The sequence below is a fragment of the Acinetobacter sp. WA-87 genome (assembly GCF_039938935.1).
Taxonomy (GTDB): domain Bacteria; phylum Pseudomonadota; class Gammaproteobacteria; order Pseudomonadales; family Moraxellaceae; genus Acinetobacter; species Acinetobacter seifertii.
This window is the reverse complement of record NZ_JBDUVF010000002.1, coordinates 557,066-583,225: the sequence shown is the minus strand read 5'-3', so window position 1 is coordinate 583,225 and position 26,160 is coordinate 557,066. Positions and strand designations below refer to the sequence as shown.

General features: G+C 40.4%; 21 protein-coding genes and 1 pseudogene. 16 read left to right on the top strand and 6 right to left on the bottom strand.

Features of this window, described 5'->3' with window-relative positions:
- Positions 1-16 precede the first annotated feature (16 nt).
- Entirely contained in the window at positions 17-1,141 is a 1,125-nt protein-coding gene (gene adeD, locus ABFY81_RS09695) for a multidrug efflux RND transporter periplasmic adaptor subunit AdeD (RefSeq protein ID WP_347913645.1), read from the top strand.
- Positions 1,142-1,150: 9 nt separating this feature from the next.
- Positions 1,151-4,264 carry a multidrug efflux RND transporter permease subunit AdeE gene (gene adeE / locus ABFY81_RS09690; protein WP_347913644.1) on the top strand — a complete coding sequence of 1,038 codons (3,114 nt, stop codon included), beginning with the start codon at positions 1,151-1,153 and terminating at the stop codon, positions 4,262-4,264.
- Positions 4,265-4,340: 76 nt separating this feature from the next.
- Here the strand turns inward: adeE and ABFY81_RS09685 are convergent, their stop codons facing one another.
- Together ABFY81_RS09685 and ABFY81_RS09680 are read right to left on the bottom strand one after the other, a co-directional pair.
- Complete coding sequence (locus ABFY81_RS09685) at positions 4,341-4,946, bottom strand: nitroreductase family protein (protein ID WP_100290253.1); 606 nt, start codon at positions 4,944-4,946, stop codon at positions 4,341-4,343.
- A gap of 37 nt (positions 4,947-4,983) precedes the next feature.
- A complete protein-coding gene (locus tag ABFY81_RS09680) occupies positions 4,984-5,766 on the bottom strand; it encodes an SDR family oxidoreductase (protein ID WP_347913643.1) in 783 nt (260 codons plus the stop codon).
- Positions 5,767-5,888: 122 nt separating this feature from the next.
- On the opposite strand from ABFY81_RS09680, the gene ABFY81_RS09675 reads away from it, so the two are divergent.
- Entirely contained in the window at positions 5,889-6,455 is a 567-nt protein-coding gene (locus ABFY81_RS09675; protein ID WP_347913642.1) for a TetR/AcrR family transcriptional regulator, read from the top strand.
- Here the strand turns inward: ABFY81_RS09675 and ABFY81_RS09670 are convergent.
- On the bottom strand, positions 6,452-7,609 hold the full coding sequence (locus tag ABFY81_RS09670) for a glycerate kinase (protein WP_347913641.1): 1,158 nt from the start codon (positions 7,607-7,609) through the stop codon (positions 6,452-6,454). The genes ABFY81_RS09675 and ABFY81_RS09670 overlap by 4 nt on opposite strands.
- Positions 7,610-8,003: 394 nt before the next feature.
- Here ABFY81_RS09670 and ABFY81_RS09665 point away from each other — a divergent pair, with 394 nt between their 5' ends.
- From ABFY81_RS09665 to epmA, 5 genes are all read left to right on the top strand, one after another.
- Positions 8,004-10,412 carry an FdhF/YdeP family oxidoreductase gene (locus ABFY81_RS09665; protein ID WP_347913640.1) on the top strand — a complete coding sequence of 803 codons (2,409 nt, stop codon included), beginning with the start codon at positions 8,004-8,006 and terminating at the stop codon, positions 10,410-10,412.
- 78 nt (positions 10,413-10,490) lie between these two features.
- Entirely contained in the window at positions 10,491-11,282 is a 792-nt protein-coding gene (gene fdhD, locus ABFY81_RS09660) for a formate dehydrogenase accessory sulfurtransferase FdhD (RefSeq protein ID WP_347913639.1), read from the top strand.
- A gap of 107 nt (positions 11,283-11,389) precedes the next feature.
- The gene (locus ABFY81_RS09655) at positions 11,390-11,782 is read left to right on the top strand and encodes a DUF1232 domain-containing protein (RefSeq protein WP_077163187.1); all 393 of its coding nucleotides are present in this window, start codon (positions 11,390-11,392) and stop codon (positions 11,780-11,782) included.
- 104 nt (positions 11,783-11,886) lie between these two features.
- On the top strand, positions 11,887-12,954 hold the full coding sequence (locus ABFY81_RS09650; protein WP_347913638.1) for a 4-phosphoerythronate dehydrogenase: 1,068 nt from the start codon (positions 11,887-11,889) through the stop codon (positions 12,952-12,954).
- Positions 12,951-13,925, top strand: coding sequence for an EF-P lysine aminoacylase EpmA (gene epmA / locus ABFY81_RS09645; RefSeq protein WP_019457319.1), 975 nt, complete (start codon positions 12,951-12,953; stop codon positions 13,923-13,925). The genes ABFY81_RS09650 and epmA overlap by 4 nt, the downstream gene beginning before the upstream one ends.
- Positions 13,926-13,982: 57 nt before the next feature.
- Here the strand turns inward: epmA and ABFY81_RS09640 are convergent, their stop codons facing one another.
- Both ABFY81_RS09640 and radA read right to left on the bottom strand, forming a co-directional pair.
- The gene (locus tag ABFY81_RS09640; RefSeq protein ID WP_151750076.1) at positions 13,983-14,963 is read right to left on the bottom strand and encodes a TIM44-like domain-containing protein; all 981 of its coding nucleotides are present in this window, start codon (positions 14,961-14,963) and stop codon (positions 13,983-13,985) included.
- An 82-nt stretch (positions 14,964-15,045) separates the two neighbouring features.
- The gene (gene radA / locus ABFY81_RS09635; RefSeq protein WP_049063572.1) at positions 15,046-16,434 is read right to left on the bottom strand and encodes a DNA repair protein RadA; all 1,389 of its coding nucleotides are present in this window, start codon (positions 16,432-16,434) and stop codon (positions 15,046-15,048) included.
- Positions 16,435-16,773: 339 nt separating this feature from the next.
- On the opposite strand from radA, the gene ABFY81_RS09630 reads away from it, so the two are divergent.
- From ABFY81_RS09630 to ABFY81_RS09605, 6 genes and pseudogenes are all read left to right on the top strand, one after another.
- Positions 16,774-18,297, top strand: a complete 1,524-nt coding sequence (locus ABFY81_RS09630) for an alanine/glycine:cation symporter family protein (protein ID WP_347913637.1) — start codon at positions 16,774-16,776, stop codon at positions 18,295-18,297.
- Positions 18,298-18,598: 301 nt separating this feature from the next.
- Entirely contained in the window at positions 18,599-20,005 is a 1,407-nt protein-coding gene (locus tag ABFY81_RS09625) for an amino acid permease (RefSeq protein WP_031944927.1), read from the top strand.
- 140 nt (positions 20,006-20,145) lie between these two features.
- Positions 20,146-20,370 (top strand): lipoprotein, encoded by a 225-nt coding sequence (locus tag ABFY81_RS09620; RefSeq protein ID WP_347913636.1) that lies wholly within the window; start codon positions 20,146-20,148, stop codon positions 20,368-20,370.
- 22 nt (positions 20,371-20,392) lie between these two features.
- Positions 20,393-21,643, top strand: a complete 1,251-nt coding sequence (gene lysA / locus ABFY81_RS09615) for a diaminopimelate decarboxylase (protein ID WP_200027181.1) — start codon at positions 20,393-20,395, stop codon at positions 21,641-21,643.
- Between the two features lie 5 nt (positions 21,644-21,648).
- A complete protein-coding gene (dapF, locus tag ABFY81_RS09610; protein ID WP_019457312.1) occupies positions 21,649-22,494 on the top strand; it encodes a diaminopimelate epimerase in 846 nt (281 codons plus the stop codon).
- A 104-nt stretch (positions 22,495-22,598) separates the two neighbouring features.
- Positions 22,599-23,204: pseudogene (locus tag ABFY81_RS09605) on the top strand (alpha/beta fold hydrolase).
- Between the two features lie 49 nt (positions 23,205-23,253).
- Here ABFY81_RS09605 and ABFY81_RS09600 read toward each other — a convergent pair.
- The gene (locus ABFY81_RS09600) at positions 23,254-23,877 is read right to left on the bottom strand and encodes a LysE family translocator (RefSeq protein WP_347913635.1); all 624 of its coding nucleotides are present in this window, start codon (positions 23,875-23,877) and stop codon (positions 23,254-23,256) included.
- 164 nt (positions 23,878-24,041) lie between these two features.
- On the opposite strand from ABFY81_RS09600, the gene xerC reads away from it, so the two are divergent.
- Positions 24,042-24,929 carry a tyrosine recombinase XerC gene (xerC, locus tag ABFY81_RS09595; RefSeq protein ID WP_077169680.1) on the top strand — a complete coding sequence of 296 codons (888 nt, stop codon included), beginning with the start codon at positions 24,042-24,044 and terminating at the stop codon, positions 24,927-24,929.
- 465 nt (positions 24,930-25,394) lie between these two features.
- On the top strand, positions 25,395-26,144 hold the full coding sequence (locus tag ABFY81_RS09590) for an electron transfer flavoprotein subunit beta/FixA family protein (protein ID WP_004699812.1): 750 nt from the start codon (positions 25,395-25,397) through the stop codon (positions 26,142-26,144).
- Positions 26,145-26,160: the final 16 nt, after the last annotated feature.

Here is a 26,160-nt window from a genome sequence, read left to right as displayed (position 1 = left end):
TTCTCGGGTTCCCGATATGCCTGATATTCATTTTTTTAGTCGTAAAACCTTGTATTTATTGCCTGTGCTCTTGTTTCTAAGTGGATGTGATTCTGAAAAACCTATTGTTAAAAATGACCAAAAGGTTGGTGTTATCACCATAAAAAAAGAGACGATTGAATCTTCTTACCAGTTAGCTGGAAGAACAGTGGCCTCTGAAATTTCACAAGTGCGTCCACAAGTAAACGGAGTAGTCGTTGAGCAGTTGTTTAAAGAAGGCTCTCAGGTGAATAAAGGACAACCGCTTTATAAAATTGATTCGTCACTCTATCGCGATAGTGTTGATGAGGCTGCTGGTAATCTTTCTCTTGCTAAAGCAACAGTGAACTCAACTCGTCTGCAAGCTGAGCGCTATAAGGAGCTCATTAAGGTAAATGGCGTGAGTCAGCAAGAACTTGATAATGCGTTAAGTGCGTATGAACAGGCAAAAGCTACCGTTGCGGTAAATGAAGCTATATTAAAAACAGCACGAACCAATTTACGTTATACACAAGTTACTGCGCCTATTTCAGGGCGAATAGGACGCTCTTCAATTACACGCGGAGCTTTAGTCACGTCGGCTCAAACAGACCCTTTAGCAACCATTCAAAAACTTGACCCGATGTATGTCGATTTAACCCAGTCGAGTGATGAATATATGGCGCTGCGTAAACAGCTTACTGAAAATGGAATAAAACCAACTCAACTTTCAGTCCGTTTACAGCTTGAAAATGGTACTACTTATTCGCAGCAAGGTACCTTTAAGTTTAGTGATATTGCAGTGGATGAAGCGACAGGAAGTATCACGTTGCGTGCAGCATTTTCAAATCCAAATCATGGTTTATTGCCGGGAATATATGTGCGCGCAGAACTTGGAACGGGTACGCGGCCTAACAGCATTTTGATTCCCCAAGGCGCTCTTTTCAGAGATGCTGATGGAAACGCGCTTGTATGGGTGGTCGGAAAAGATAATAAAGCTGAACAACGAAAAATTAAGCTAGGAAATGCAATGGATAACCGTTGGTTAGTGATATCTGGCTTGAACGAAGGAGATCAAGTCATTGTTGATGGCCTGCAAGGTTTAAGTGCCGGTATGGCGATTGAACCCACACCAATGAGCTGAGGATGCGCTATGTTGTCGAGTTTTTTTATTGCACGGCCTATTTTTGCTTGGGTTCTTTCTATTTGTATTATGGCCTTGGGTACAATTTCTATTTTGACCTTGCCCATTGAACAATATCCAGATATTGCACCACCGGGTGTAAACGTCACTGCAAATTATCCCGGAGCATCTGCCAAAACTGTTGAAGACAGTGTGACCCAGATTTTGGAACAGCAAATTAAGGGTATTGATGGTTTACTTTATTTTTCATCGAGTAGTAGTTCGGCTGGTCAGGCACGTATAAGCTTAAGTTTTAATCAAAAAACAAACCCTGACACAGCGCAGGTTCAGGTACAAAACGCCGTCAATCAGGCGCTTAGCCGACTTCCTCAAGAGGTTCAGCAACAAGGCATTACCGTAACAAAGTCACAGGGTGACAGTTTATTGGTCTTTGCACTTTACGATGAAAGTAACACAAGAACATCTGTCGATATATCCGACTACATGGTGAGCACACTTCAAGACCCATTAAGTCGTGTTGATGGTGTAGGTGAAATCACAGTATTTGGTGCTCAATATGCAATGCGCATATGGCTCGATCCGCATAAACTAAATAGCTATGGCCTTATGCCTTCAGATGTCAGAACTGCAATTGAAGCTCAAAATGCACAAATTACAGCAGGTGAGTTAGGTGCATTACCTACTCGTGACGGACAGGCTTTAAATGCAACAGTAACCGCATTATCCCGTCTACAGACTGTCAACCAATTTGAAAATATTATTTTACGGACTCAAACAAACGGTGCTGTTGTTTTACTTAAAGATGTGGCCCGTGTAGAGCGCGGTGCAGAAAGCTATCAAACCTCTACACGTTTGAATGGAAAGCCAGCTTCAGGTATGTCTATTCAACTTGCTTCGGGTGCTAATGCTTTAGAAACCGCTGAAAGGGTGAAAGCTGAGGTCACGCGTTTAATCGGCTCAATGCCATCGGGGTTAAAAGTTGCATATCCACGTGACAGTACGCCATTTGTCGAAGCATCTGTAAAAGGGGTGATTAAAACTTTAGCTGAGGCAATTGTTCTCGTCATTATTGTTATGTTCTTATTTTTGCAGAGCTGGCGTGCGACTTTAATTCCAGCTATTGCGGTTCCTGTCGTATTGTTAGGAACATTTGGCGTACTCAGTATATTGGGCTATAGCATTAATACGCTGACTTTATTTGCGATGGTCCTTGCAATTGGCTTGCTGGTAGATGATGCAATTGTTGTTGTAGAAAATGTTGAGCGGGTTATGCATGAGCAAAATCTTGATGCTCGGCAAGCCACCCTAATTTCGATGAAAGAAATATCGGGTGCGCTGGTTGGTATTGCGATGGTCCTTGCTGCGGTATTTTTACCGATGGCTTTTTTTGGTGGTTCTGTCGGCATTATTTATCGCCAATTTTCGGTAACACTCGTATCGGCTATGGTGCTTTCAGCCATTGTTGCTTTAACCCTTTCACCTGCGTTATGTGCAACCTTACTCAAACCTGCAAATGAAAAACATGAGCAGAGAAAATTCTTTACTTGGTTCAATCGTAAAGTCGAACAAGGGCAGTCAGGCTATCGTACAAAGCTGCTCGCTGTTTTAGGTAAGCCCAAAATATTTATGATCATATTCTTAGGTATTACAGCTTTGTTAGGCTGGCAATATACGCGTATGAATACTGGGTTTTTACCACAAGAAGACCAAGGCTCGGTTATGGTCCAGTTTAGTACACCTGTAGGCACGACACTCGCTGAAACAGAACGGGTAGGTAATCAGATAGCAGATTATTTCCTGACGAAAGAAAAGGATAATCTCAATGTGATTTTCATGGTGATGGGTAGAAATAACGCAGGCAGTGGGCAAAATGTGGGAATGGCATTTGCTGGACTCAAACATTGGGATGACCGAGAAGGGAGTGAAAACACAGCAGAAGCAGTGATTGCTCGGGCAAACTCATATTTCAAGTCACTGCGTAACGCACGTGTTCAGGTACTTTCACCAGCCGCAGTGAGGGGGCTTGGACAATCAAGTGGTTTCGAGCTTTGGTTACAAGATGCTGAAAATAAAGGACGTGATGCTTTACTGGCGGCACAAAACACTGTGTTAAAAGCAGCAAGTGCTGATTCTGGCTTAGCAGCAGTCCGTCTAAATAGTTTAGAAGATAAAGCTCAGTTACAAGTCGACATCGATCAAAGAAAAGCCAGTGCACTTGGTTTGGCTCAAGCCGATATCAGTAATACGCTGTCGTCGGCATGGGGTGGATCTTATATTAATGATTTCATCGATCAGGGACGTGTTAAGCGAGTTTATATGCAAGGAGACGCGATTTATCGTTCCTTACCTCAAGATATTGGGCAATGGTATGTTCGCGGTGCGACAGGTCAGATGACGCCATTTTCTAGTTTCTCTTCTGTAAAATGGCAAATGGGACCCCAAATGCTGCAACGCTTTAATGGTCTTTCAGCTGTACAAATACAAGGTTCTGCGGCAACTGGTGAAAGTTCTGGTGGAGCTATGGATAAGATGCAGCAGTTAGTTGATCAGCAACAAGGCTTTAACCTTCAGTGGAGCGGGTTGTCTTATCAAGAGAAGTTAGCTGGTGGTCAAACCATTTGGTTATATTTAGCCTCAATTATCTTTATCTTTTTATGTTTGGCAGCACTTTATGAAAGTTGGTCTATTCCTGTTTCTGTCATGCTAGTGATTCCTTTAGGCCTGATTGGAGCTGTAGTGGCTGCAAGTCTAGCTGGTTTTGTGAATGATATTTACTTTCAGGTGGCTATGCTTACTACCATTGGACTTTCTGCCAAAAATGCTATCTTAATTGTTGAATTCGCGGCAGCTAAGTTAGAGGCAGGGCAAGCATTAATGGAAGCGATTATTGAAGGTGCAGGTCAGCGATTACGCCCCATTATTATGACATCTCTGGCATTTGTGGCAGGTGTTCTTCCATTGGCCGTATCTACAGGAGCAGGGGCTGTAAGCCGTAAAGAAATTGGTATAGCCGTAACGGGCGGTATGATTTCTGGTACCTTACTTTCTATTTTCTTTGTGCCTTTATTTTTTCTTTTAGTTCGTCGTTTAACCAATAAATTAAACGCTAAAAAGGCAAAATAATGTCGCAAAAATAACATTCCAGTTAAAAGTTAGCTCCTCATGCTATTTATAGTATGAGGGGCTAAAATTTTAGTGCTTAGAATGTATTTTGAATAATCACATCGTCGTAAGGAAGTTTACCCACACGTGGGTAAGGTTCAGAAGCCGACTTACCAACGGCAATCATTAAACACACTACATGGTCTTCAGGCAAGTTAACAAGCTTCGCCATTGCGTCAAAGTCAAAACCGTCCATAGGGCAGCTATCTAAACCATGTTCTTGAGCAAGTAACATGAGGGTTTGCGCAAAAATGCCCGCACTACGCATCACTTCGTCACGTTGAGTTTGTGGACGATCACGGTAATATTGGTCAATCGCGCCAGCCATAATATTTTGAACTTCTGGAGTCGCGCCATCCCATACACGTTTAGCATCAACTTCCCATGTATTTACTTTTGCACATAACACAATCAGTAAAGATGCTTCTGTAACTTGTGGTTGGTCCCAAGCAATGGCACGAATTTTTTGTCTTAACTCAGTGTCTTCAATAATCACTGGACGCCAATGTTGCAAGTTAAAAGCACTTGGTGCATTTGCTAAAACTTCTTGTAATAACTCTTTCTTGTTATCTTCAGATAACTGAAAAGAAGGGTCGAAGCGTTTAATTGCACGGCGCTTACGGAGAGCATCAATAACATTCATAAGTTTTTCCTACTTAAGAGTTGGGTAGCGGTACTTGTTAGTTTTTATAACGTTGAGCTACTTCAGCCGAAGAAAAGTTTGGTAGTAAAGTGATACGTGATTTTTCAAAATTATTCCATTGATTTTCATCTTTCAGCACAGGAATTGTAATTATTTCTTTGCGATCAAAACCGATAAGAGCAGCATCGACCAAATCATTCACATCCATTAATGGTGGTACTTGGTTTAAATCCATACCTGAACGTTCCCAAATTTCAGTTTTAGTTGCCGAAGGCAATACTGCTTGTACATACACGCCATGATCTTTTAACTCTAAATGTAAACCTTGGCTAAAAAATTGGATGAAGGATTTACTTGCGCCATAAATGGTAGAACCAAATTCAGGCGCTAAGCCAAGTACAGAGCCTAAATTAATAATGGCACCTTTACCTTTACGCACAAGTTGCTCGGAAACTGCATGAGATAATCGAACCACCGCAGTCATATTTAAAGTCAGAAGTTTTTCAATCTCATTACGATCTTGAGTTAAAAAGTTTCCATTAAGTGCAATACCTGCGTTATTTACCAAAATTTCAATATCAGCATCGTTTTTGAGTACATCTTCAATTTTACTAATATCCTGATCTTTTGATAGATCGGCTTGAATGAACTCGACCTGTACACCGTATTTTTCTTGGAGGTCCTTCGAGATTTTATCTAAGCGGTTGGTGTCTCGTGCCACCAGAATTAAGTTATGGCCACGTTGAGCAAATCGGTCTGCATAGACAGAACCAATCCCTGACGAAGCTCCTGTAATAAGTACTTTTGATTGAGCTGACATGTGATGTCTCCACGCTTTAATTTTTAGATGATGATTATAATCTAAAATAACTAATTTTTGATGTCAATCATAATCAATGTATAATTATGACGAGTAGGGTGAATAAAAGTGGGTGCGTCAACATGAAAGTCAGTAAAACTCAGGTAAAAGAAAACCGAGATAAAATTGTTGAAAAGGCAACTCAACTGTTTCGTAGCAAAGGCTACGATGGGGTCGGAATTGCCGAGTTAATGTCTAGCGCAGGTTTTACCCACGGCGGCTTTTATAAACATTTCAGTTCGAAAACAGACCTTGTCTCAATTACTGTTAAACATGGACTTGAGCAGGTTTTGAAAAGAATAGAAGGTTTAAACTTAACTCAATTTATTCAGCTTTATGTGTCTCGTACTCATCGAGATAATCGAGATGTGGGCTGCACGCTAACGGCGCTATCTTGTGATGCTGCACGACAGCCCGACGAGGTAAAAGTAGAATTTGAAGAGGGCATTGAGCAACTTATTCGCTTCATTATGAGTGAACGAGCAAAACAAGTTTCTTTGGAAACGCCAGAGTTGAGAAAGCAAGCCATTAATATTCTTGCTCAATCCGTAGGGGCAATTGCCTTGTCTCGCGCATGCCCAGACCAATCAAACCTTAGCGATGAAATATTAGAAAGCTGTAAAGAGAGCCTTTTAAAATTAGCCGATTAAGCTTTTTCATCTTTGAAGCTGGTTTGGCTAAACTGAATTAATTTCGCAATATCGACTGTTCTTTCATAAATAAGTTCCGCCGCATGTTCACAGGCTTGTTCTAATGTAATGGGACCATTGGCGAGTGAAAAAGCAGCCGTAACCCCATGTTCATAAAGCGCTTGGTAGCCTTCGCCTAATGTCCCAGCAATCACAATCACAGGTACATTGTGCGCCTTTGCTATTTGGCTCACCCCAAAAATGGTTTTGCCACTTAAAGTTTGCTGGTCAAATTTACCTTCACCCGTAATCACCCAATCTGCATCAGCAATTTTACGTTCAAGTTCATTCAGTTCAGCCACGACTTTAACACCAGCTTTAAACGACGCATTTAAATAACTTTTGGCAGCAAAGCCTAAACCACCCGCAGCACCTGAGCCTGCTTCATCTCGTTTGTCGAAACCTAAAAGTTGTGCCGTGACATCGGCAAAATGGGCAAGGGCTGCATCGAGTAACTGTACTTGAGCAGGGGAAGCCCCTTTTTGTGGGCCAAAAATATGTGATGCGCCATTTGGACCGCAAAGTGGATTGGTTACATCGGCAGCCAGTAAAAACCGTGTATGTTCAATACGAGAGTCGAGATGTGTTAAATCAATGTGTGATAGGTTGCTTAGAGCGAGGCCACCTGCGGGTAAAACCCTTTGATTGGTATCGAGCAAAACTGCGCCCAAAGCACTGAGTAAGCCTGAGCCACCATCATTAGTTGCACTACCGCCCAAGGTTAAAATAATATCTTTTGCGCCTGCATCTAAAGCATCCAAAATGAGCTGGCCTGTTCCAAACGTCGTGCTGTGGCAAGCGTCTCGCTCAGTCGGTGGGACTAACTGTATGCCGCTTGCTTGAGCCATTTCAATAATGGCAATTTTTTGATGCTCTAGCCATCCCCATTTGGCCTGAACAGGCTGACCTAATGGCCCGACTACAGTTTTTTCACGCCATTCACCTTTGCAGACTTCTAAAACAGCTTCAATAGTTCCTTCACCGCCGTCTGCCATTGGGCAAATCAACGTTTCTGCATGAGGAAAAACCTCTTGCCATCCTTTGGCAATGGCTTGTGCTACCTTCAAAGCAGATAAGCTGTCTTTAAATGAGTCAGGGGCAATCACAACCTTCATAAATGCTCTAATACGAATAGATTTCTCATTGTTTTATACTGCTTAATGCCAAAAAACCATAGATAAACACATGTAAGTGTCAATTTAAAAACACTTTCACTCTGTTAAGTGTGAAGGCTAATAATGTTTTGATCTGTAAAAACCACAGTTATTATTTTTTTAAATATTTGTTTTAATTGGTATTATTTAAATAGTGTACTTGGGGTGAATGATTGTAATTGTAAACAATATGGCACATATTATAAGAAGCCTTGAGCCAGCTTTTAAAATATGAGCAATAACATCAAAAGCAGACTCTACTCATCGGTAAATAGCGGGTAGCTTTGATCAAACCATAATTAAATTGTGATTTCATTGAGCCTGTTGAGTGTAAAAGAAATAAGAGGATGAAAAAGTGGATAATTCAGAAGAACAAAAGCACATACAGGAAAATAATAGTTTTGCGCGAATTGAGCCATATACTCATCCTGCTGGTGGGTGGGGCGCACTGCTCAGTGTTGCTCGAAACCTAAAGCGACAAGATATTTTAGGCAAAGGCTCAATTACCTTACTCAACATTAATCAGCCGACAGGCTTTGACTGTCCCGGCTGTGCATGGCCAGAAAAGAAAGACGCTCACGCATTTAACTTTTGTGAAAATGGTGCCAAAGCGGTTGCCTTTGAAGCAACCAGTAAAACCGTTACTCCCGAATATTTTGCAGGTCATACCGTCAGTTGGTTGTCAGAACAAAGTGACTTTTTCTTAGAAGACTTAGGGCGCTTAACCGACCCAGTTCGTTATGACGCTGCAACCGATAAATATGTGCCTATTTCATGGGATGACGCATTTAAGCTCATTGCTCAACATTTACATGCGCTAGACAACCCAGACCAAGCGGCGTTTTATACGTCTGGCCGTGCCAGTAACGAAGCAGCATTTTTATATCAATTGTTTGTGCGAAGCTTCGGTACAAATAACTTTCCAGACTGTTCGAACATGTGTCATGAAACCACAAGTGTCGGCTTGCTCGACTCGATTGGTTTAGGAAAGGGCACAGTCACCCTAGACGACTTTGATATAGCCGATGCTATTTTTAGTTTTGGGCATAACCCCGGCACGAATCATCCGCGTATGTTAGGTACTTTACGTGAAGTGTCTAAACGCGGCGGCAATATTATTGCGATTAACCCAATTAAAGAACGAGGCCTAGAGCGTTTCCAAGACCCGCAAGCACCGCTTGAAATGATGACCAACGGCAGTACGCCAATTAGTCGTTATTATTTCCAGCCTAAAATTGGGGGTGACTATGCACTCATGTTAGGGATGTTAAAGCATTTAAATGAGTGGGATAAAAAAGCACTTGCCTCAGGTAAACCAAGCGTTTTTGACCGAAACTTTATTGCGGTGAATACCGTTGGTTTCGATGAAATGATTGCCGAGGTAGAAAGAACCGAGTGGGCAGATATTCATAAGCACTCAGGTCTGTTACCTGAACATTTAGAAAAACTCTCTAAACTCTTTTTAGAGTCAGAGCGCTCCATTTTCTGTTGGGGTATGGGGATTACCCAGCACCGTCACGGAACTGCTAACGTACATATGCTGGCAAATTTATTGTTGGCGCGTGGTCAAATTGGCAGACCGGGTGCAGGACTTTGTCCGGTTCGTGGGCATAGTAATGTGCAAGGCGACCGCACGATGGGTATTAATGAGTTGCCTAGTCCTAAGCTGCTCGATAGCATTGACCGTGTATTCGGTATTAAATCACCAAGAAAAAATGGGCATGGTGTAGTCGAAACCATTAAAGCTATGGCTGAAGGTGAGGTTAAAGTCTTTATTGGTTTAGGCGGAAACTTTGCAGTTGCAACCCCCGATACCCCATATACCCAAGAATCACTTAGAAAATGTGATTTAACTGTTCATGTCGCAACAAAATTAAATCGTAGTCATTTGGTGTGTGGTAAAGATGCACTCATTTTGCCGTGTTTAGGTCGTACCGAAATTGATGAGCAGCTTCATGGCCCACAAGCTATTTCAGTTGAAGACTCAATGAGTAATGTTCACTTGTCAGCAGGGCGCAACACGCCAATTTCTAAAAATATTTTGTCTGAACCGGATATTGTGGCAAGAATGGCTGAAGCGGTACTGCCAGACAGTCAGATTAAATGGAAATGGTATATCGAGAGCTATGACCGCATTCGTGACTCAATTGCCGATGTATTTGATGAATTCCATGACTTTAATTTACGTGTTTATAAACCGGGCGGTTTTCACTTAGAGCATCCTGCTAATCAACACATCTGGAATACAAAAAGTGGTAAAGCGCAGTTTATGATTACACCTCTGAGTGAGGTTTATGCCGATAAGGAAAATCAGTACGCTGCGGCATATACCGAAAGTAAAGTATATACCTTAATGACTACTCGTTCTCATGACCAATACAACACCACTTTATATGGGCTAGATGACCGTTACCGCGGAGTGTTTGGTCAGCGCCGCGTATTATTTATGAACCAAGCCGATATTGATGAAGCAGGCTTCGAAGCCAACCAATGGGTCGACATTGAAAGTGTTTTCTCGGATGGTGTAAAGCGTATTGTGCATAGTTTCCGTATTGTGCCGTATAACATTCCGCGTGGCAGCTTGGCCGCTTACTATCCGGAAACCAATCCTTTAGTCGCATTAAGCAGTCACGACAAATATGCCAAGATTCCGGCTTCGAAAAGTGTTCCTGTGATTTTGCATCCTGGAAATGCACCTGAGCATTTTAACTTGGCAACAGCCGTTGACCCTCAAGATGCAGATAGAAAAGTCAGTAGTCTTTAAATCAAACACGACATTTAAAATGTAACTCAAACAAATGGCGCTCTAAACAAGCGCCATTTTGAAATAAGGGAAATAACTTTGACACCACATGCTTATGGGGTTGAAACATTACAAGTACAGCGGTTTAACAAAACCGAATCTGAAAATGTTTTAGATCATATTGTGCAAGAGTACCCAATCGCCTTGGTGTATAACGGTATTTCACATGCGGTGATGATGGCAACACCAACCGATGTCGAATTATTTGCCAAAGGTTTTAGTCTCTCAGAAGGTATTTTGACCAGTTTAAAAGAGCTATATGTGCTTGATGTACATCAAAATGAATTGGGCATTACGGTGGAAATGACCATTTCATCGAGAGCATTTACTGCTTTAAAACAACACCGCCGTATGATGGTAGGTCGTACAGGCTGTGGTTTATGTGGAATTGAAAGTTTGGAGCAATTTCAGTTAGATGTTCCTAAAATTACAACGCATGCATCAAAGCTATGGCTTGAGCAAATTCCGAGCGCCATTTCCCATTTAAAAGCCCAGCAAGAAATTACCGCTTTAACAGGTGGGGCACATGCCGCCGCTTGGGTGGTTGATGGTCAAATCGTGGCTTTATTTGAAGATGTTGGCCGTCATAATGCCTTGGACAAACTAATTGGTTATTTAGCCCAAGAAAACTACGACACCAGTTTAGGTTTTGTGGTGATGACCAGTCGGGCAAGTTATGAACTAATACGAAAATGTGCGCAGTTGAATATTAGCTTGCTAGCTTCAATTTCAGCTCCGACCAGTATGGCTATTCATTTAGCCAAACAATCTGGACTGACATTGGCTAGTTTCTGTAGGGGAGATAGGTTTGTTTTATATACTGACATTTAAAATATATTTTTCTTAAAACAAAGCTCATCTGACATTTCTGTTGCTTTTAAGCTATGGGTAGATTTTATAGATTATGATAAAACTCTACAGGTTCAGAGACAGTCCAAATGTCTTGGGTACAATCACTAAAAGAATGGGCAAAACGTCTAAGAAAACAGATTATTATGCTTTGGTTTGCATCAAGACATCCTCAAATGCCGTGGTTGCCTAAAGTTATTGCGGTCGTGGCTGTAGCTTATGCTTTTAGTCCCATCGACCTAATTCCAGATTTTATTCCTATTTTGGGTTTTGTAGATGATGCGATTATTTTGCCCATACTCATTTGGTTAGCACTTCGCTTTACGCCAGAACAAGTCATTTTTGATGCAGAACAGCAAGCGAATGAATGGTTAGAGGAACATGAAAAAGCACCACGAAATTATTTAGTTGCTGTTCTTATTATTCTAATTTGGATAACACTTGCGGTCATGGCTTATTTTTATTTAGGTGGTGGTTTGTAGATAAGCCAAACTTAGAAACCCTTTGTGAATTTAGCGCCTTGAACATTGTGCTTTATTGCAACTCAAAGGATAATAACGTTTTTATAAGCTATGAGTTGCAGACAATGAAAATCGTCGCAGATGAAAACTTGGCATTTACCGATTACTTTTTTTCAGAATTTGGCGATATTCAACACCATGCAGGACGCACCTTAACGCACGCAGATGTAAAAGATGCTGAAGCTTTATTGGTTCGCTCAGTCACCGCAGTGAACGAAAGTTTAATTCAAAACACCACTTTAAAATATGTGGGTAGTGCAACAATCGGAACCGATCATTTAGATATTCAAGCTCTAGAAAAATATGATATTACATGGGCCAATGCAGCAGGTTGTAATGCCCAAGCGGTTGCTGAATATGTGATTACAGCTTTACTTTATTTAGATGTGAACCTTTTAGAACAACAAGAAAAATTTACGCTAGGCATCGTTGGTCTTGGCAACGTCGGTAAACGTTTGGCTTATATGGCTCAGTTACTTGGTTGGAACGTCATTGGTTTTGACCCCTATGTGCAGTTAGATTCAATTGAAAATGTAAGCTTTAAAACCCTATTGCAACAAGCCAATGCCATTTCAATTCATGTGCCGCTCACCAAAAACGGTGAACATGCGACATATCATTTGTTTGACGAAAATGCTTTTGCAGCGCTTCAACCTAACACAATTTTAATTAATAGCGCTCGTGGTCCAGTCGTGAAAGAAGCCGCTTTAATGCAAGACATTCAACGTACCCAGCGTAAAGTCGTGCTCGATGTATTTGAACATGAGCCAGTGATATCAGATGAGCTTTTAAATATGTTAGCGTTGGCAACACCGCATATTGCAGGTTATAGCCTCGAAGGTAAGGCTCGCGGTACACAAATGATTTATGAAGCGTTTTGCCAAAAATTTGGATATGACATCAATAAACGTTTTGAAACTCAGTTGCCTGAATGCGAAGACTATTTTTCAGGACATGATTTAAAAGCGGTTTTAAAGCAAAAATTAGCTCAAATTTATGATATTGCTCAAGATGATGCCAACATCCGTGCCTGCGTTAAAGACGGTAAAGTAGAGCAAAAAGCATTTGATTTATTACGTAAAAATTATCCGCTGCGCCGTGAATGGGCAGCACATGGGGGGCCACAGGCATGAGTTTAAGTTATCAGCCTACTTGTTCAATTGATGCTTTAAAGGCTCGTGCTAAGCTTTATAACCAAATTCGCCAGTTCTTTGCAGAACGTGATGTCATGGAAGTCGAAACGCCAATTGTTTCACAAGCAGGCGTTACCGATGTACATTTAGCTTCAGTTCAGACTTTGCGTCATATTCATGGCAAGTTGCAGACTCAATATTTACAAACCTCGCCAGAGTTTGCCATGAAACGTTTGCTAGCAAGTGGTAGTGGGCCGATTTATCAAATCTGTAAGGTTTTCCGAGATGATGAACACGGGCGTAAACATAACAGTGAATTTACCATGCTTGAATGGTACCGTCCGGGTTTAGACTTAAAAGCATTAATGCATGAAACAGCCGATTTATTACAAACTTGTTTGCAGCATCGTTTTGGTGAAGTGCGTCCATTTATTTTAAGTTATAAACATGCTTTTCAGGACCGTTTAGACATTAACCCTTTGCAGGCCACTTTGAAGCAACTCAAAGATACGGCAAATCGTGTGGGGTTAAATCTAGATTTGGGTGATGACCGCTTAGCTTATATGGATTTGTTGTTTTCTCATTTTGTTGAGCCAAGTTTAGGTTTTGATGCACCTGTATTTTTAACTGACTTTCCACCAGAAATGGCGTCTTTGGCAAAAGTGAAAGTAGATGAAGATGGGGAAGAGGTCGCAGCGCGTTTTGAGGTTTATATTGAAGGCTTAGAGCTTGCCAATGCTTACGATGAATTGCTCGATGCAGACGTGTTACGTTCACGCTTTGAAGCAGATAATGCAGAACGGGCTAAGCAAGGGCTTCATGTCATGCCACTAGATGAGCACTTGTTGGCTGCGTTACCTCATATGCCTGAATGTTCAGGAATTGCTTTAGGCATAGACCGTTTACTCATGGTTGCAACTGATCAACTTAAAATTGAAAAAGTCATCGCATTTCCAGCCGAAATTGCTTAAAAACAATGAAATAAAAAAGCCACATAGTGTGGCTTTTTTATTTAGAGCTTAGTTAAATTAAGCTTGTTGAATACCTGCAACAACCCAGTCTTGCTGAGAGCCAACAGGTTTTACAAAGTGCCAGATTTCAGTAAATGGCTGTGGCAAGCTATTTAAATCTTCACTTACTGTACCTGTGAAGCGTACGCTCACAATGTATTGACCATTTTCAGTCGCACTGTCTACAACCATTGCGTTTAAGTTACTAAACTCAGCAACGTCCTGATCTTGATTCTCCATGATGTCGTTATACATAGAGTTATAAAGCTCAGGTGTTAAGTAGCGACGAATTTCTTCAACGTTACTTGCACTGTTAATTGACTGAATGTGGTTAAAACGCTGACGAGCGACACGTAAGAAAGAAGCAGGTTCGCTACCATCTGGTAACTGGTTGCCGTTACTTGTTGTTGCACCACCAAACGGAGCCTGAGTTGCTGCTGCACCGCCAGCAACCGACTGACCAAAAATATTGGTGTTGTCGTTTGAGTTAGTTGGAGCAGCCGAACGTCCAAAAGTGTTTTGACCGTTGCTGTTTGGAGCATACGGATTATTCGCTGCTAATTTTTTTTTCCCGCCAAATTTGCGAAATACAAAAAAGGCAACAGCAGCAGCAAGTAATACCCATAACCAACCTGGGATACCACCTTTCTTCTCTTGTTGTTGAGCAGCTTGTTGCTGATTGTCTGGCTGTGTTACACGTTGTTCAGTTGATGTTGGTTTATCATCAGCTAAAGCATGTGCTGCAACAGCACCTACGGCAGCACCAGCTACACCAGCCGCAACCATTGAACCCACACCCGGACCAGATCTTTGAGGTGCTGTAGCAGGTTGTTGAACTGGAGCCACTTGACGAGGTTGTTGATATGACTGGCTTGAAGTGGTAGAGCGTGCCATGCCGTGGCTTTTACCACCACCTGCACGTTTTGCTTCAGCAAGCGGAGAAATTGCCAAAGCAGCCATTAAAATACCCGTTATCAAGCCGCGCTGGTGTACTTCCATAGGAAATTCCTGTTTAAAATTAATTTGTAATTGTATTTATGCAGCCATTTACACTAAATTTCAACTATAAAAATATGTTTTTTTATGTCAATTCATCACTGAGTTGCATTGCTTCAGTGAGGGCTTCATGTAAGCGTGCCACAGCAATCACTTGAACGCCCGGAATCTCTTTTTGTGGTGCGTTGCCTCTAGGTAAAATGACATATTTAAAGCCATGTTTTGCTGCTTCTTTCAAGCGCTCTTGTCCATTTGGTACTGGGCGAATTTCACCTGAAAGCCCAACTTCACCAAAAACTGCAAGTTGCTGTGGTAATGCTTTGGTACGTAAACTCGAAGCACAGGCAAGTAAAACAGCTAAGTCTGAACCTGTTTCAGTAATTTTTAAACCACCGACAATATTGACATAGACATCTTGTCCTGTGGTTTGCACACCACCATGACGGTGCATGACAGCAAGTAACATGTTTAAGCGGTTTTGTTCAAGACCAAGTGCGACACGTCGTGGTTGTCCTTGAGCATCATCGACTAAAGCTTGAACTTCAACTAAAAGTGGGCGAGTTCCTTCACGGCTAATCATGACAATTGAACCGGGAATAGCTTCATCGTAACGACTTAAGAAAATAGCAGAAGGGTTAGCTACTTCACGTAAGCCTTTATCGGTCATGCCAAATACGCCTAGTTCGTTAACTGCACCAAAACGGTTTTTAACAGCACGAATCATACGATAACGTGAGTCAGATTGGCCTTCAAAGTAAAGTACACAGTCCACCATATGCTCTAAAACACGCGGACCTGCAAGTGCACCTTCTTTGGTCACGTGGCCAACAATAAATAGCGCCGTGCCACTATTTTTTGCATAGCGGGTTAACAAAGCAGCAGATTCACGAATTTGTGAAACACCACCCGGAGCAGATTGGAGGGTTTCTGTATAAAGCGTTTGAATCGAATCTAGAATAGCGACTACAGGTTTTTCTTGCTCTAAAACTTCACAAATGCGTTCTACACAGGTTTCAGCCATGACTTTTAACTGATCTGTCGGCAGGTCAAGGCGCTGAGCACGTAAAGCCACCTGAGACAACGATTCTTCACCAGTAATATAAAGTGCAGAGCTTTTTGCACTTGCCATATGGGTTGCGGTTTGCAAAAGAATAGTCGATTTACCAATACCCGGGTCACCACCAATTAGGACAACAGAGCCTGTGACCAAACCACCGCCAAGTACACGGTCAAACTCGCTAATACCTGTAGGTAAGCGGGTTTCATGAGAAACTGAGACTTTATTTAGTGTTGTGATATTGGCAACTTGGCCTGCGTAGCCCCCAATTTTAGGACGCGCGCGATGGGCTGTAGTCGGCTCGAGTTTGACTTCAGTCAGAGAATTCCATTCACCACACTCTGAACATTGACCAGCCCATTTAAGATGATCGGCACCACATTGCTCGCAACGGTAAACAGTTTTGACTTTACTCATAAAAAATTGAAATTTTGCTCGATATTATAGAAATATAGTTCTTTGGAAATTCTTCATACATTTTCCCTTAATTTTTCATAAAAGAGTATTAGGAAATTTGAAGGGATATTTTTAAGAACTAACAAAGGAAGGACACCAAAAATAACACGATATAAGATTTTTACAAGTCAGATAGGGTTTGTTTTAAGTGCCTATACAAAATCTAAGCTATCCCCAAGGAATGTATTTTTACTGAAGTCTATATCACGGTTTATCATAGGTATGGCATGGATATTGCTCAATTGAAAATGAACAAAATAATATGAGTATTGTATTTTAAAAATACAAAGGTTGATATCTATGAGTGCAGCAGAAATTGTTGATTGGGTTAATAGTGTTATATGGAGTAAGGCGCTGATTTATTTATGCTTAGGCGTCGGTTTATTCTTTTCTATTTTGACACGATTTGTTCAAGTCCGCCAAATTAAAGAAATGGCCAGACTATTAATAAAAGGGACTTCTTCAGAACAGGGAGTTTCATCATTTCAAGCTTTATCCGTATCTCTAGCTGGTCGTATTGGTGTAGGTAATATTGCGGGTGTTGCAGCAGCAATTGGCTTTGGTGGACCTGGTGCAGTTTTTTGGATGTGGATGGTTGCATTCTTTGGTGCTGGCACAGCTTATGTAGAGTCAACACTTGGTCAACTTTATAAAGTTGAGTATCAGGGGCAATATCGTGGTGGCCCAGCATTTTATTTTGATAGAGGATTAGGTCAGCGTTGGTTGGGAATTGTATTTGCTATTGCTGCAATTGTTGCTTGTGGTTTATTTTTACCGGGGATTCAAGCAAATGCAGTAGGAAAAGCTTTTACCCAGATTACTGGTGAAGGTGCAATTGTTTTTGGTGATGTAGGTGTTTATAAACTGGTTGCTTTAGTTGTCGTAATTGGTTTGCTTGCTATCCTCATTTTTGGTGGTATTAAACGAATTGCTCAATTTGCTGAACTGGTTGTACCTTTCATGGCAATTGGTTATTTCCTCATGGCTGTAATCATTGTTGTGGTTAACATTTCAGATCTTCCAAAAGTATTAAGTCTAATTTTCACTGATGCATTTACTCCAATGGCGGGTCTTGGTGCTGCAATTGGTTGGGGGGTAAAACGTGGTGTTTATGCCAATGAGGCAGGGCAAGGAACAGGTCCACACGCAGCAGCGGCAGCAGAAGTTCAACATCCAGCTCAACAAGGTTTAGTACAATCTTTTTCAATTCACTTTGACAGTATAATTGTTTGTTCTGCTACTGCATTTATGATTTTAATGACAAGCCAATATAATGTTCAGGGGGCTTTAGAAGCAGGTCAATTCCTTGTTCAAAATGTTCCCGCATCGACTGAAATTGGTTCACCAGCATTTACACAATTAGCAGTGAGCACTATTTTTGGTAATTTTGGTCAGATCTTTGTCGCTTTAGCCGTATTCTTTTTTGCCTTCACTACCATCGTAGCTTATTACTATATAGCAGAAACAAATCTTGCTTATTTGAGCTACATTACAAAATCACCATCATTATTGTTTATTGTGAAATGTTCAATCATTCTCGCTGTAGGCTATGGTTTGCTTAGTGCGACAGGTTATATCTGGGGTATTGGTGATATTGGTGTAGGTTTAATGGCATGGATTAATATTATTGGTATCGTAGTCACCTACTTTATTTATAAACCAACGATTAAAGCACTCAAGGATTACGAAGAACAACAAAAAGCTGGAGTAAAAGAATACACTTTTGATCCTATTAAATTAGGAATTAAAAATGCAACATTCTGGGAGGAACGCTTGAAGAAAAAACAAGAAATAGATACACAGTTGAAAAAAACAGGTAGTTAAATTTTAGAGATAACATAACTCACAAAAGGTGGTCATATTGACCACCTTTTTTTATATGAGATTGATCATTAAATGAGAAACTGCATGTTCCAAAGATGTGCGTTGTATTGCTTGGTTCTTGTGCGTATTATCAGATTTAATGGTATGTATCTTTAAATTATCAGCCATACAGACAAAATTGGTTAGCTGAAAAGTTGTCAAAAAATATACATTTAAAAGATACCTGCAAATGGTGCGATATCGTCTTTTTGATTTGGATTTAGCTAACGGACTAAAAAAATTACTGGAGTGTATTCATAAAATGTCGAATCAAAATCTGAGTGAGCCTCATGAACAAGGTGAACTCCATCGAAGCCTCTCTAATCGGCATTTACAGCTGATCGCGATTGGCGGTGCAATTGGTACTGGATTATTTATGGGATCAGGCAAAACAATTAGTCTTGCTGGTCCATCGATCTTATTCATTTATTTGATTATTGGCGTGATGGTGTTTTTTGTCATGCGCGCGCTTGGTGAATTACTTCTTTCAAATCTTGCCTATAAATCATTTATTGACTTCACCACTGATTTAATCGGTCCATGGGCGGGTTACTTTGTGGGATGGACATACTGGTTATGTTGGATCACGATTGGTATCGCTGACCTTTCTGCAATTATCTACTACTTACAATTCTTCAATAATGGTCTACCTTTCTCGCCTGTCGAAGGGGCAATGATTAGTGTTGCCGCGATTGTATTTATTATGGGTTTAAACCTACTGACAGTACGTTTATTTGGTGAGTTAGAGTTCTGGTTTGCACTCATTAAGATTTTAGCAATTATCATTTTAATTGCTGTAGGTCTATGGATGATCTTTACTGGCTTTACGTCTAGTACGGGTGAGGTTGCTTCATTTACTCATTTGTGGGCGAATGGTGGTTTCTTCCCAACAGGTGTGCATGGCTTCTTGGCTGGTTTCCAGATTGCAATCTTTGCTTTCGTTGGTGTCGAACTTGTGGGAACAACGGCTGCGGAAACAAAAGATCCAGCACGTAACTTGCCAAAAGCAATTAACTCCATTCCAATTCGTATCATTATTTTCTATGTGTTGGCATTGCTTATTGTGATGTCTGTAACGCCGTGGAATAGAATTGATCCAGCGATTAGCCCGTTTGTAAACTTGTTTAGCCAAGCAGGTGTTGCAGCAGCAGCAATCTTGATGAACTTGGTGGTGTTATCATCGGTTATGTCATCAATGAATAGCGGTGTATTCTCAACAAGTCGTATGTTGTTTGGTTTATCGCGTGAAGATCAAGGGCCAAAAGCTTTTGGTAAACTGAATAGACGAGCAGTTCCTGCAAATGCATTGTATTTCTCTGCTGCGTGTTTATTGTTAGGTGCAGCATTACAGTATTTTGTACCTAATACAGTAGAAGCATTTACGCTAGCAACGACGCTTTCAACCATTCTGTTCATTTGCGTGTGGTTACTTATTATCTGGAGTTATATCCGTTACTACACGACACGCCCTGAACTGCATGCCAAATCAACATTTAAATTGCCAGGTGGTTTATTTACCTGTTGGATCACGATTATTTTCTTTGTGGGCATGATTTACGTGTTGTCTTTAGAGCCAGACACGTTTAAAGCGCTTAAAGTTAGCCCAATTTGGTTTGTTATCTTGATCATTGGTTATTTCTTCTTTTATAAACCACGTCATAAAAAGTAATTAAATTTATTTGCTTATGACTAAACGCTGGCTGAAAAGCTGGCGTTTTTTATGCATATTGTTTTTCTCTTTAAGTTTACTCTTTAGCCGCTTGCATGATCACGGTATACTGCATCGAATTGTTTAAATCAGGTGCTCAGATGCTTCGTGTCATTTGCCTCATCAGTTTATTGAGCAGCAGTATTTTGCTTACAGCTTGCGGTCAGTCAGGAGCATTGCAGCTACCTTCTGATCCAAATTATGACAACCGTGCAAAATACTTGCTTTATCGTAATAAAGAATCAAAACCAGCTGTGCAAAAGGATGAAAAGTCTGAACAGCCAGTCGAGTCATCATCAGCCAAAAACCAAACTACATCACCTTAAGCTTTGAAATAAGGACACATTCATGAGTTTCACTCGCATTAATGGAGTATTGCATGCAGAGCAATGTTCTATGGAGCAGCTTGCGCAGCAATTTGGCACCCCTTTGTATGTTTATTCAAAAGCGGCTTTTGAAAAACATTACTTGGATATGGACCGTGCTTTTGACTTTATTGATCATCAAATCTGTTTTGCGGTGAAATCTAACTCAAATTTAGCTGTTCTTAATGTCTTAGCAAAACTTGGTGCGGGTTTTGATATTGTATCTGGTGGTGAGCTGGCTCGCGTTTTAAAAGCGGGTGGAGATGCATCTAAAGTTGTTTTTTCAGGTTTAGGTAAAACCGAAGCAGATATTGAAACATCACTCAATGTAGGTATTGCTTGCTTTAACGTAGAGTCTTATGCCGAATTAGACCGCCTTCAAAAAGTGGCAGCTCGTTTAGGCAAGAAAGCGCCGATTTCATTACGTGTAAATCCAGACGTTGATGCAAAAACGCATCCTTATATTTCAACTGGTTTAAAAGAAAATAAATTTGGTATTCCAAGTGATACAGTTTATGAAACTTATCAATACGCGGCTTCTTTACCTAATCTTGAAATTGTAGGTATTGATTGTCACATTGGTTCGCAATTGACCGAGACTAAACCGTTTGTTGATGCTTTAGACCGTGTCATGCTGATGATTGATGAGTTGAAAAAACTTGGTATCAATCTTAAACATATTGATATCGGTGGTGGTTTAGGTGTTTGCTATAAAGATGAAACACCGCCAAGTGTTGAAGAATATGCAAACTCTATGAAACCAGCTTTAGAAAAGTTAGGTCTTAAGGTTTATATGGAGCCGGGCCGTAGCATTAGTGCAAATGCGGGTGTACTTTTAACTAAAGTTGATTTGCTTAAACCAACGACACATCGTAACTTCGCCATTATTGATGCAGCAATGAATGATTTGATTCGTCCTGCTTTATATGAAGCATGGATGGATATTCAGCCTGTTGTACCACGTACCGATACAGAAGAAAAAGTATGGGACCTCGTTGGTGCGATTTGTGAGACAGGTGACTTTATTGGTAAAGATCGCTCACTCGCATTACAAGAAAATGACTTGTTGGCTGTACTCGGTGCAGGGGCTTATGGTTTTGTCATGAGTTCAAATTACAACACGCGTGGCCGTGCAGCAGAAGTCATGGTATCAGGTGAAAAGAGCTATTTAATTCGTGAACGTGAAACGGTTGAGTCGCTTTGGGAAAAAGAACGTTTATTGCCTGAGGAGTAAATGAGATGTTATTAGAATTTACCAAAATGCATGGTTTGGGCAATGATTTCATGGTGGTTGACCTAATTAGCCAAAGAGCTTACTTAGATACGGCAACCATTCAACGTTTGGCAGATCGACACTTTGGTGTTGGTTTTGACCAGCTTTTAATTGTTGAGCCACCAGATTTACCAGAAGCTGACTTTAAATATCGCATTTTCAATGCAGATGGTTCTGAGGTTGAACAGTGTGGTAATGGCGTACGTTGTTTCGCGCGTTTTGTACACGAGCGTCATTTAACCAATAAAACCAACATTACCGTGCAAACCAAAGCAGGTATTGTAAAGCCAGAGCTTGGGCAAAATGGGTGGGTGCGCGTAAATATGGGCTACCCAAAGTTTCTACCAAATGAAATTCCATTCATTGCTGAACAACCAGAAGCTTTATATACCCTTGAGTTAGCAAATGACCAAAACATTAGTATTGATGTGGTCAACATGGGTAATCCACATGCAGTCACTATTGTTCCAGATGTACTCACTGCTGATGTAGCAGGTATCGGTCCACAAGTTGAATCACATCAACGATTCCCTGAACGTGTGAATGCTGGTTTTATGCAAGTGATTGATGAAAAGCATGTGCGTTTACGTGTATTTGAACGTGGTGTAGGTGAAACACTCGCTTGTGGTACAGGAGCATGTGCTGCTGCGGTAAGTGGTATGCGCCGTGGCTTACTTGCGAACTCAGTTGAAGTTGAACTTGCTGGTGGTAAGTTACAAATTGAATGGCAAGAAGGTGATGTAGTTTGGATGACTGGTCCAACAACCCATGTATATGATGGACGTTTGGATTTACGTTATTTCCAAGGCTAATCGCATGGCCTAAATAGTAGCCTCTTTTTCATCAGTTAAAGTGATAAAAGAGGCTTTCTTTTATATGTACAATAATTTTTTAATTTCATTACTTTATAAAAAATATGAATAATTTAATTTTCTTACCTGGTGCGTCAGGCAGTACTGCATTTTGGCATCCTTTAATTGAAAAATTACCTCAGCAATACCGTACAAAAATTATTGGTTACCCCAGTTTCGGTGATACACCAGAATCTCTTGAGATCAAAAACTTTGAAGACCTAACAAATTATGTGGTCGATCAAATTAATGAAGAATCTATCATTGTTGCCCAATCTATGGGTGGGATTTTTGCCGTTGCCACAGCGCTACAAAAACCTCATTTGGTGAAAGGGTTGGTCTTAATTGCAACTTCTGGTGGAATCAACCTTAAACGATTTAATGTGCAAGACTGGCGTGAAGCATACCGGCAAACATTTTTAAAATATCCAGATTGGTTTGTTACCACTAATGCTAACTATTAAGAGTTTTTAGCGGATATAAATGTTGAAACTTTATTAATCTGGGGTGATAAAGATCCGGTAAGTCCAGTTTCGGTGGGCCAATATTTAAATCAAAAGTTTGAAAAGTCGACTTTATATGTTGTGAAAGATGGGGACCATCAATTAGCAGAAAAACATGCCGATGAAGTAGCAGTCAAAATAGAAAGCTATTTAAGAAACCTAATGTAAATCTTTAGCTATTATTTAGCGTGCTATGCGTTAGCACGCTTTTTAAAAGTTATCTTTTACTCAACGCCAATTTCAATGCAAACAGAACAAAAATACTGCCCGTAATTCGGTCCATATATTTCACAAATTTAGGTTGTTTTAGATAACGTGAAAGTGGCTGCATGGCTAGAATTAATAAAGTTGACCATACTATTCCAATCACCACATGAATCATTACAAGTCCCATTACCCAAGTGACAGCCGATGCTTGGGCTGGAATGAACTGGGGAAGAAATGAAATATAAAAAATGCCTACTTTGGGATTGAGTAAATTGCCAAAGAAACCTTTGATAAACCAATTCTCTGAAGTAGAGCGATTGGAATTATTTTCTTGCATATCTGCGAGTCGGCTACGTGGTTTTAAAATCATATTTAAACCTAGCCACGCTAAATAAGCAGCTCCCATCCATTTTAGAATATTAAAAGCTAAATCAGATGCCATAAGTAGAGCGCCTAAACCGCAGGCCACGACAATTCCCCAAGCAATACAGCCAAGACTAATTCCTAGAGCTGCTTGGAACGCTTTAGATTTACCCTCAAGTGTAGCGGTACGAATAATTAAAGTCGTATCTAAGCCAGGAGTAAGCGTAAGTAAAGTAATGGCAATTAAGTAGGGAATGAGTATGGTAGTCATGACAGCAAGGTTCCGACGAATACTTAAAGTGAAGTGTAATATATAAGTTAGATTCATTATGCTGTGCGATATGAAATTTTCATGATCAATTAGTTTTTGGTACACTCAAAAAAATGGGCAAATAAATGGAGAGCAATTTGGATTTTGCATTACAACTGCTCTCGATGTGGTTGAAAGAAAGAAAAATTCAGAACCAGTCTGAGCATACAATCACGGCTTATGAGCGAGATGTGAAAAGCTTTCTTGAGTTCTGTGACTCAAAAAAAATTGATTTAAAAAATGTTGAAGCTTCAGATTTACGTGAATATCTAGCTCAACGTGTTGAGCAAGACCAGTTAAGCGCAAGTAGCATGCAGCGTCATCTCACTTCTATTCGTCAGTTTATGAAATGGGCTGAACAAGGCAAATATCTAGAAATTAATCCCACTGACGATTTTAAGTTAAAACGCCAGCCTAGACCCTTGCCAGGCATGATCGACATAGAAACGGTTAATCAAATTTTAGATCAACCCATGCCGGAAAAACCAATTGATCAGCAGCTTTGGTTGCGAGATAAAGCCATGTTGGAACTACTTTACTCAAGTGGTTTACGACTCGCTGAACTACAGGGCCTAACCATTAAAGATATCGATTTTAATCGTCATCTTGTTCGTATTACGGGTAAAGGAAATAAAACCCGTATCGTCCCGTTTGGGAAAAAGGCAAAAGAAAGTCTATTGAACTGGCTCAAAATTTATAAAATCTGGAAAGGTCATTTTGATCAAAATGCTTTTGTATTTATTTCACAGCGTGGTGGTGTACTCACTCCACGGCAAATTGAGAAACGTGTAAAACTTCAGGCGCAAAGAGCCGGTGTAAATGTCGATTTACATCCGCATTTACTTCGACATTGTTTCGCCAGCCATATGTTATCGAGTAGCGGTGATTTGCGTTCAGTCCAAGAAATGTTAGGCCATAGCAACTTATCGACTACGCAAATTTATACGCATATCGATTTTGATCATTTGGCTCAAGTGTATGATCAAGCTCATCCGCGAGCGACCAAGCATTAAGTCATTTAAGTTAAATTATTTATCAATATACGACTTTGATTGCACTAAATAAGGTGAATGTAGAGATCATTTGTATTTATTTACAAATTTGTATAAAGAAAAAGGGTGAAATTACCCAATTGACCATTTTGATCTTTGCACAATTTGTCAGCATATATAGCCTAAAAACGACAAATTTTGAGTCTTTTACACCGTGCTTATGCTTCTTACTAATAAGGTAAATAAAATAAAAAGATAATAAAAATCAATGTATAAAATAGACTTTAAAAAGAATAAAATAGAGGGTAATCATGTATAAAATTTTTTTTATGAACTGATGATTTCATTTTTTTTGTACTGTTCCAGAAAATTGTGACTTGACCGAAATGCCAAACACATTGCAAGATAGGGTACCTAAAAAATTTTAATCGAAGAGTTAATATACTTTTCTCAACATTTACTTTTGCTAGAACAGCCGAGGATTACATGAAGGCTCTTGTTGCTGTAAAACGCGTGGTTGATGCCAACGTTAAAGTTCGTGTTAAGCCGGACAATAGTGGGGTTGACCTTACCAACGTTAAAATGTCAATCAACCCATTTTGTGAAATCGCAGTGGAAGAAGCGGTTCGCTTAAAAGAAAAAGGAACAGTATCAGAAATCGTTGTTGTTTCTGTTGGCCCTAAAGAAGCTCAAGAACAAATCCGTTCTGCAATGGCTTTGGGTGCAGACCGCGGTATTTTAGTTGAAACCACTGACGAAATTGGCGCTTTAGAAGTTGCTAAAATCTTAAAAGGTGTTGTTGATGCTGAAAAACCAGAACTTATCCTTCTTGGTAAACAAGCAATTGATGATGACTCTAACCAAGTAGGTCAAATGCTTGGCGCATTATTAGGTGCTGGTCAAGGTACGTTCGCTTCTGAAGTGAAAGTAGATGGCGGTAAAGTACAAGTGACTCGTGAAATCGACGGTGGTTTACAAACTGTTGAGCTTGCACTTCCTGCAATCATTACAACTGACTTGCGTTTAAACGAGCCACGTTATGCAGCATTGCCTAACATTATGAAAGCTCGTAAAAAACCGCTTGATACTAAATCTCCTGCTGATTACGGTGTTACAGCTGGTACTAAGCTTAAAACTGTTAAAGTTGAAGCTCCAGCAGAACGTAAAGCTGGCGTACAAGTGAAATCTGTAGATGAGCTTGTAGAAAAATTGAAAAATGAAGCGAAAGTGATCTAATACGGAAGGATAAAAT